Source organism: Streptomyces sp. NPDC005202 (assembly GCF_040608235.1).
In the GTDB taxonomy this organism is placed as follows: domain Bacteria; phylum Actinomycetota; class Actinomycetes; order Streptomycetales; family Streptomycetaceae; genus Streptomyces.
Genome location: NZ_JBEXHW010000054.1, coordinates 20,898 through 28,504, shown reverse-complemented (window position 1 = coordinate 28,504; position 7,607 = coordinate 20,898). Strand labels below are relative to the sequence as shown.

The following is a 7,607-nucleotide window of genomic DNA, read 5'->3' as shown; positions in this document are numbered from 1 at the left end:
ACCACCTCCCGCGCGGCGGGCGGCAGCCGACGCGCGTCCCCAACCTCGATCACACCCTGCCAACGAGCAGGCAACTCAACCGTTCCGCCTCAATATGAGGCGGGGCATCAGCTGTACTGCTTGATGTGGCCCTGAGGTGGGGTTTCTCGAGTAGCAGGCGGGGGGTGGCCTCGACGTCGGTAATCGGCCTCCTCGAACTGGCCATCGCTGGCGCCGCCAAACGGTCGGTCTGCGGTGGCCCCACCTCACGGACGTAGCTGGAGGTAAATGGGGGTCGGGCGCTTCAAGACGTCAATCGCTGTTCTCCGAGCAGGTGGGCCAAGTGGCCAATACCGAGGGGCCGCTGAACGACATCGGAGCCACCGGGGGGCGGACCCCCGGCCCTCGCCCCGCTCCGCGCCATCGCCGACGGTGCAGTTCCACGAACTGCACCCTCCTCGTTCAAGGGTGGAGATCGTGGCCGGCCAGACACGAAGTGACAAGCCCGCGGCGGTGAGCGTGATGTTCTTCGAGTGCAGCAGAGGCCGGAGATCAGCAATGCTGCGTACGGGACCGTGGTCGTTCAGGAGATCCCCGCCTGGGCCTAGACCGTCGGGTCCAGCTGGGCCGCACTGCTCGACCAGCTCCACCGAGGCTTGCTTGCTCTCGACCCTGGTTACCGCATCGAACGGTTCGGCACACAGTTTGGCGGCTTGCGCATCACCGTCGCCGACCGCGCCACCCGCTTGACCGACCTGGGCGAGGTCGCTTCCGAACACACCTGCCAATCCTGCGTCACCCCGGGGCGCATCCGCCTCGGCTGCGACGGCCAACGCACCTGGATGCAGTCCAGCTGCGACACCTGCCGTACGCGCCCACCGCACCAGGCCGACTCGACGGACAGCGAAGCAACGGCCCGGTAGCCTTCGTCAGCGGGCCGCCAACACCACCGATCTGCCCGCGCTGCTCCGACACCGCCGAGCCGAGACGCCGACGCGGAGAGTTCGGTCCGGTCATTCGCGGGCGGCTTTGTACCCGACGATCCCCGGTTTGAGAAACCGGGAATGCTCCCGGCCATTGAAGGTCCCATCACCCCATGGCCGCCCCCGAAAGGAGCCACCTACGCACGAAGCCATGCGTTCACCTCTCGTTCCAGCCGATGCACCCACCTCATACGGACGTGATCTCAGTCACGCAGCCGCACAAGAAAAGGGACCACGACGCGACACAGACGAAGGGCTCGGCCTTCGTGTAAAAGCGACACGACCTGCGGGGGACACGGTCTCTGCCGACACAAAGCGCAGCGAAGATGGTCCGGCAGTGCGGGACTTCGTGCGCCTGTCCGACGCCTGGCACGGGCGGCCGGACCTGTACGAGGCCGTGATGGACGGCTACGGGCGTCCCCTCACCCCGGCCGAAGAGGAGCACCTGGTCGTCCTGTCGGTACTGGATGCCGTCTCCGGAATCCAGTACGGGGCAGCCCACGGCGATCCGGAACTCGTCGAGCGCGGCCGCCGCACCCTGGCCCGGCTTCGCGTCACAAACCGCCCATGACGACCATACCGCCCACCGTAGAAGCGCAGTTGAGGAGCAGCATCGTGGCGTACCTCGTCCGCGACCAGTGGCAGCAGCACTATGCAGACGGAAAGAGGTTCCGGCAGCTCGGCGAACGTGAGCGTACCCTGCTCGCCGAACACACGCCCGTCCCCGACGGCGGCGGACGGGCGCTCGATGTGGGCTGCGGCACTGGAGCACTGGCCGCTTACCTCGCGTCCCTCGGCTACACGGTGGACGGCGTTGACTTCGCCGACAGCGCCCTCGCCCGGGCACGGGACGAACACGCCGACGCCGAGGGGGTGCGCTGGCTGCATCTGGACATCGAGCGCGACGACCCGGTGGAGCTAAGCGAGGACGGCTACGACCTGATCACCATGCGGCTGATGTACCCGTTCCTGCGCGACCGGACCCGGGTCCTGCACGGGCTCGGCGAGCGGCTGCGGCCCGGCGGCGCGCTCGTGGTCATTACCCCCACGGCCGAGCACACCCCGCCGGAGCGGCGGGACATCGCCCTCGACGAGGGCGAGATCCGTCTGCTCACCGCGGGCTGGAAGCAGGCCGAGCACCTGGCGGCGGACGAGCTCACTATGCTGATCCTGCGCGGCCCCTGCCACTTCGGCACCAAGGCGGTGGAGAAGCAGCCGCCGACCGGTCACGCCCTGACCGGGGCCCTCGCGGTCGTCACCGACGCCGCCGGCCGGGTGCTGCTCGGCAGCTCCACCCGGGGCATGTGGGAACTCCCAGGAGGGAAGAGCTCCGGATCGGAGGACTTCGCCTCGGCGGCGGTGCGGGAGCTCGCGGAGGAGACCGGCCTGAGCGCCGACGCCTGCGATGCGCACGTGCTGACGATGCTGGTCGACGACAGCCACGGCGTGCCGCGGCTCACCGCGATCGTGCGCATCACCGCCTGGTCGGGCTCCCTCACCAACCGTGAGGAACGCTTGTTCGAGGGGTGGGAGTGGCACGACCTGCACGGCCTGGCCTTCATCGGGGAGATCTTCACCCCCGCCGCGCACGCCCTGGACGCCGTGTGGCCCGTCGTCATCCCCGGCCTGCCGCCGGTGCACGCCTACCCGCTCGCCGCCGACCAGCCACCCGTGCCCGGCGAGCCAGCCGAAGCCGTCCGGCTGCGCCACACGATGGCCGAGACGGTCATCGCCGGCGGCTGGGCCCCCTCTGAGCCGGTCCAGCAGGCGCTGCGTACCGTGCCCCGGCACCGCTTCGTCCCGGAGAAGGACCTCACGACCGCGTACGACGGCAGCGACCGGGCCGTCATCACCCGACGCGACGAGACCGGGCAGGCGACCAGTTCGGTGTCCGCGGCCTGGCTCCAGGCCGACATGATCGAAAGCCTGTGCCTGAAGCCGGGGGCGAGCGTGTTCGAGGCGGGATCCGGCGGCTACAACGCGGAGTTGATCGCCCACGTCACCGGTTCCACGGGGCGGGTTGTCACCGGCGACATCGACCCGTACGTCGTGCGCCGGACCCGTCGGTTCACCGCCGAGGCCGGCAGCGGACGTGTCACCGTCTTCCAAGGCGACGCGGCCCACGGCGCGCCTGCCCAGCTCGTCCCCCGGGGCGGATTCGACGGCAGCGTGATCACCTACAACACCTGGGACATCGCTTCGGCTTGGCGGGAGCAGCTCGCCGAGGGCGGGCGCCTGGTCCTGCCGCTGGAGATCAGCGGCTACACCCGCGCGATCGCCTTCCAGCGCAGCGGTGACGTGCTGCACGCGCGGAAGTTCACGCACTGCGGGTTTGTCCGCGACCAGGGCGAGCACGCCCGCACCACCCCGGTCGTCGACCTCCTCGGTGGTGAGCTGCAGCTCCGCTTCGAGGACGGCGACGCCGCCCCCACCGAGGGGCTGGAGGAGGCGTTGCGCGGGCCGCGCCACGAGGTCGCCACCGGGGTGACCATGGGGGCGAGCTTCTACTTCGGCTCGCTACAGCTCTACGCGGCCACGACCCTGCCAGGCTTCTGCCGGTTGGTCGCTCACCGGGAGAAGGGGACCGGCGTCACCCAGCTCGCAAACGGCAGCAACGCGCCGGCGATCCTCGGCGACGCCTCACTGGCCTACCTCATCCACGTCCAAACCCGTCACGGCGACAGCCCGGCCGAGAAGGAGTGGGAGTGGATTGTCCACGCCTTCGGCGAGCAGGGCCCACAGCTCGCCGAGCAGCTGGCGGCCACGGTGAGGGCATGGGACCGCGACGTGCGCAACGACGACGGCAAGGGAACCGACCCGGTCCTGACCGTCCACCCGGCCAGCACGCCCGATCGCCTGCTGCCAGCCGGGGATGTCCTGGACAAGCGTCACTGCCGCCTGGTGTTCCAGTGGCCGGGCCGTGACGCTCTTCTCCCGGCCCCCGTTGAGCGCTGCGGCTGACGCCTCTTGTTGACACATAACACCGACAACTGTCACCAAGATCAGCACGCCGTCCAGCGACCGATGCCGACCTCACCACTCGGTGGCATCACCGATACTCCCTGGTCACCGACGCTTCCTTCCCTCTGCTGGGTGCAGGGCGTGTTGAGCCGCATCGCGTATCGGCCAACGGGACTCGGGTGGAGCCGGTTTGGAGTTCGACTTGCCGGGCGGCCTGGTACACGAGCATGGGGAGGCCGCCGATGACGGTACTGCCCGCGCGATGGGCGGCGCGGGCGAGTGGGGTGGGCCAGGGCCGGTAGATGACGTTGAGAAGCGTGTTGTCCGCCGTCAGACAGAGCGGCGCGAGGGGGTCCGCGGCGCCGGGCGGGAGCGCGGCGATGACCAGGTCGGCTTGTAGGTGTCGGCCGGTCTCGGCTCAGGGGCCGGATGTGCAGGGCGACCCCGATCCGGTCGGCTGCGCCGGGCAGCAGGCCCTGGCGCGGGGCCTGGGTGCGTCAAGCTGAGGCAGGAAGGCGCGGATGCGGTTCTCGGTGTCGACGATAACGATCGCGACGGGCGAGCCCCGCCCAAGTCCTCGACGTCTCACCGCGAACCATCCCGGTCGGCGGTGAGCTCGGAGATCTGCTTCCGGAGCTGCGCCTCGTACCGGTCGGCGTCCGCGGCCTCGCGTGCCCGGACCCACTCTGCCATGCGGACCGCGTCAGCCCACAGCTTGCAGTTCCGCCGCAGCCGGGCCGTCTCCGCCTCCATCACCGGCGCCATGCACGAGTTCGTTAGAGCACTAGATTGATCCCAGCTTCCTGAGAGTGATTGACGACACCTGATACCGATGAGGCGGCGTGCCGGATGGAACAACCGGCGCTCACGTCGTCGACCACATATGGACCGAGCACATAGGAAACGGGTGTACGCACGACGGACTTCGCCGACGCGTCATAGAAGTCCATCACCAACTCGTCTGCCTGAACGTATTCCTGGACCACATAAGTGCCCGCGGAACCGACGTGTGCCACGGCGTCGGCCCAGACGGCTTCAGGCGTGGCCCGGCCCACGAGGACACCCTGGCCGGCGCAGGAGGTAGCCGGTTTCAGGACCAGGCTCGCCTGGAACTCGGTGAGCACTTCCACCGGTGCCGCAGTCCTGCCCTGGAAGTCGAGGGGCGTGCCATCCAGGACGCGCGTCCAGGGAATGTATTGCCTGACGAAGGAAGCGTCCTCGGGGTCGAGTCGATCGCAGTGCTCGCTCAGCCAGCCGAAGACGAGCTTGCTCGACAGCGAGAGGCCCGAGTCGGGCACGATCCAGGCCATGGTGCGATGAGCGCGGCACAGATCCGACCAGGGGATGTCGAAGCCGAGCGCCCGCCACTCCTCCGGGAGGAAGTGCTGGAGTACGATCCCACCGCTGCTGACCACGTCACCGCCGTGGGCGCGGGTTCATGTTCGCCACGCAGGTGGGGACGCTGGGCCGGCTGTTCGACGAGATGGTGTCGCACTGCAACAGGCGCCACCAGTTCGGGCGCCCGATCGGCGCGAACCAGTCCGTCGCTCACCGGATCACCGATCACCGGCTCCGGCTCGAGACGTCCCGCCTGCTCCTCTACAAGCTGGCCTGGCGACTCAACGGCCCTGAGAAGCGTGTGAGAGGCAGGTGAGAAGCTGCTGGGCGCGATACAGCCGTCCACACAGCGCTGCTCCCGCAAGTAGCCCACCTACTCCACGCACTGCGCGCGCATGAGCGTCCTACAACGGGCACCGGCCCCACCGCACCCTCGCAGGCGCAGTGTTCCCGCGCCTACTCCCCCAGCTGATCTGCGATCCGGGTTGCCTCACCCGCCTCGACACCCGCTGCCGAGACCAGTTCGGTGGAACCCTCCACAAGTAACAACATGCGGCCTGAGCTGGACGGATGAGATTTTCGGCAAGCGCACGGTTCGGGCTGGTTCCCTCCTCACCTCAATCCATTACGCCCTACGGCCGTGGGGTAGGACCGCAGCGCCTCGAGCGTCCGCCAGGCTCGCGTAGCCAGCTGCAGATTGAAGTGGGTGTCCGGATTCGCAAGGTCATGCCCCGAGATCTCGCGAATCCGCTGCAGCCGGTACTTGATCGTGCTGCGATGCACCGACAGGGCCGCTGCAGTGGAATCGTAGCGTCCACCGCACTCGAGGTACCGGCTCAACGTGTTGACCAGCTCAGACCGCTTGCTGGCGTCGTAGTCCAGGAGTGATCCCAGCCAGTGCCGCACGAACCGCTCGACCGCTGCCGGGTCCCCGACCTCGCCGAGGAGCCGGTACACGCCCAGTTCCTCGTAGCTGACCACGCGGTCGCTGCCGCGCGCTGTACGCTGCATCTTCAGCGCGAGCAGTGCCTCGCCGTAGGAGCGCGGGAACTCCCCAGGTCGCTCACAAGGGCCGCCGACCCCGATCCGGCACCCGCCGCCCCCCAGCTCGGTCAGGACGGCCGTTCGGAACTGATCCCAAGGCACCACGCGGTCGGAGAGCAGCACCACATCCTCCCCCCGGGTCACCATCAGCGAACCGGTACCTGTCGACCCGGCCGCGCGGCGCACGCAGTGGAGGAGCGCCTCCGGGTCCTGCGCCCGCGCGCGTGCCTCGACGACGATCACCCGGTGCGTGCGCTCCAGGTCATAGGCCAGCACCTGCGCGCGGGCCAAGGCGCTCTGTTCGTCGGTACCCGACAGCAACTCCTCGACCAGGTCACGCCGAAGGCGCAGCTCGGTCTCGGCCAAACTGCGCAGACGAACGAGTTCCATCGCCAGCAGGGTCGCCCCGTGCTCCAATGCGATCAGCTCCTGGTCCCGGGCCGCCCCCGCAGGGTCCACCAGCGCCAGGACACCGAGGACATCCGGGCGCGGACTGGCGATTACCAGCAGCCGCCCGCCGTCGCGGATCGGCCGCCCGTCGCGCACCGCGCGCCGCAGCATCTGCTCGCGGCGCGCTGGGGGATCCTTCGGGTACGGGTCGGGTTTGTTCGGGCCCGCCCACGCCCGCAGGTTGCCGTATCGGTCCTCGACGGCGACGGGGAACCCTGTCAGTTCATGCAGAGCGGTCGCGATGCCCTCCTGCCCTCCGCCGGCAACCGCAACCCTGGTGAACCGATCGTGGATCTGCACGGTCCGCTCCAGCGCGCCAAGTGTCTCGGCAAGTGCAGCGTTGGCTGTGCGCAGCTCCTCGGAGGCGGCCCGTTCCTTCGCGTGCAGCCGCGCGTTCGCCAGGGCAACACCGGACTGCTGGGCGAGTGCCTGAAGCAGGAACAGCTCGTCCGACGACGGTTCCTCGCCGGCCGACACGATCAGGTGACCGACGTATTCGTCAAGGCTGCGCACTGGTAGCGCCCATCCCCAGCCCTGGCCGGGGACGGTGACCAGACCGCCCCCGCAGCGGAGAGCCTTGAGCTGGGGCTCGATCGCAGCCCGCACCTCCGGACGTGCTGTCGTCGTCACCGTCGTCTGCCACCCACCCTCCAGGTAGTAGACGCCCTCGACGTGGCAGCGTCCGAAGGACGCCACCGACGTGGTCACCAAGTGCAGGATCTGGCGTTCGTCGGTGCATTCGGTCATCAGCATGGAGAGCATCAGCAGGCCGCGGAGGTTGCTCAGCTGGTCGCGCAGTGGCGTGTCCGGCGCCGCCGAGCGTGCGGCCGGGACCGCAGGCGTACTCATCGC

The 7,607-nt window shown here is 69.1% G+C and carries 5 protein-coding genes and 1 pseudogene; 3 read left to right on the top strand and 3 right to left on the bottom strand.

All coding sequences use genetic code 11. From position 1 onward, the window contains the following. Positions 1–1,269 precede the first annotated feature (1,269 nt). Together ABZV31_RS36215 and fxlM are read left to right on the top strand one after the other, a co-directional pair. Positions 1,270–1,533 (top strand): annotated as a pseudogene (locus ABZV31_RS36215) (NUDIX hydrolase); the annotation flags it as partial. Further along, the gene (fxlM, locus tag ABZV31_RS36210; RefSeq protein WP_355901098.1) at positions 1,530–3,923 is read left to right on the top strand and encodes a methyltransferase, FxLD system; all 2,394 of its coding nucleotides are present in this window, start codon (positions 1,530–1,532) and stop codon (positions 3,921–3,923) included. The pseudogene ABZV31_RS36215 and the gene fxlM, both read left to right, overlap by 4 nt. 585 nt (positions 3,924–4,508) lie before the next feature. Here the strand turns inward: fxlM and ABZV31_RS36205 are convergent. Together ABZV31_RS36205 and ABZV31_RS36200 are read right to left on the bottom strand one after the other, a co-directional pair. Beyond that, positions 4,509–4,688 carry a hypothetical protein gene (locus ABZV31_RS36205; protein WP_355901097.1) on the bottom strand — a complete coding sequence of 60 codons (180 nt, stop codon included), beginning with the start codon at positions 4,686–4,688 and terminating at the stop codon, positions 4,509–4,511. Positions 4,689–4,699: 11 nt separating this feature from the next. Further along, positions 4,700–5,338, bottom strand: coding sequence for a hypothetical protein (locus ABZV31_RS36200; RefSeq protein WP_355901096.1), 639 nt, complete (start codon positions 5,336–5,338; stop codon positions 4,700–4,702). 23 nt (positions 5,339–5,361) lie between these two features. On the opposite strand from ABZV31_RS36200, the gene ABZV31_RS36195 reads away from it, so the two are divergent. Beyond that, positions 5,362–5,577 carry an acyl-CoA dehydrogenase family protein gene (locus ABZV31_RS36195; RefSeq protein WP_355901095.1) on the top strand — a complete coding sequence of 72 codons (216 nt, stop codon included), beginning with the start codon at positions 5,362–5,364 and terminating at the stop codon, positions 5,575–5,577. A gap of 296 nt (positions 5,578–5,873) precedes the next feature. Here the strand turns inward: ABZV31_RS36195 and ABZV31_RS36190 are convergent, their stop codons facing one another. Then, positions 5,874–7,604 (bottom strand): helix-turn-helix domain-containing protein, encoded by a 1,731-nt coding sequence (locus tag ABZV31_RS36190; protein ID WP_355901094.1) that lies wholly within the window; start codon positions 7,602–7,604, stop codon positions 5,874–5,876. Between the last annotated feature and the right edge of the window lie 3 nt (positions 7,605–7,607).

What these genes read in the sequence shown, in the direction of transcription:
- ABZV31_RS36190 (WP_355901094.1), bottom strand. Translation starts at nt 7,604, where the DNA reads ATGAGTACGCCTGCGGTCCCGGCCGCACGCTCGGCGGCGCCGGACACG.
- ABZV31_RS36205 (WP_355901097.1), bottom strand. Translation starts at nt 4,688, where the DNA reads ATGGCGCCGGTGATGGAGGCGGAGACGGCCCGGCTGCGGCGGAACTGC.
- fxlM (WP_355901098.1), top strand. Translation starts at nt 1,530, where the DNA reads ATGACGACCATACCGCCCACCGTAGAAGCGCAGTTGAGGAGCAGCATC.
- ABZV31_RS36195 (WP_355901095.1), top strand. Translation starts at nt 5,362, where the DNA reads ATGTTCGCCACGCAGGTGGGGACGCTGGGCCGGCTGTTCGACGAGATG.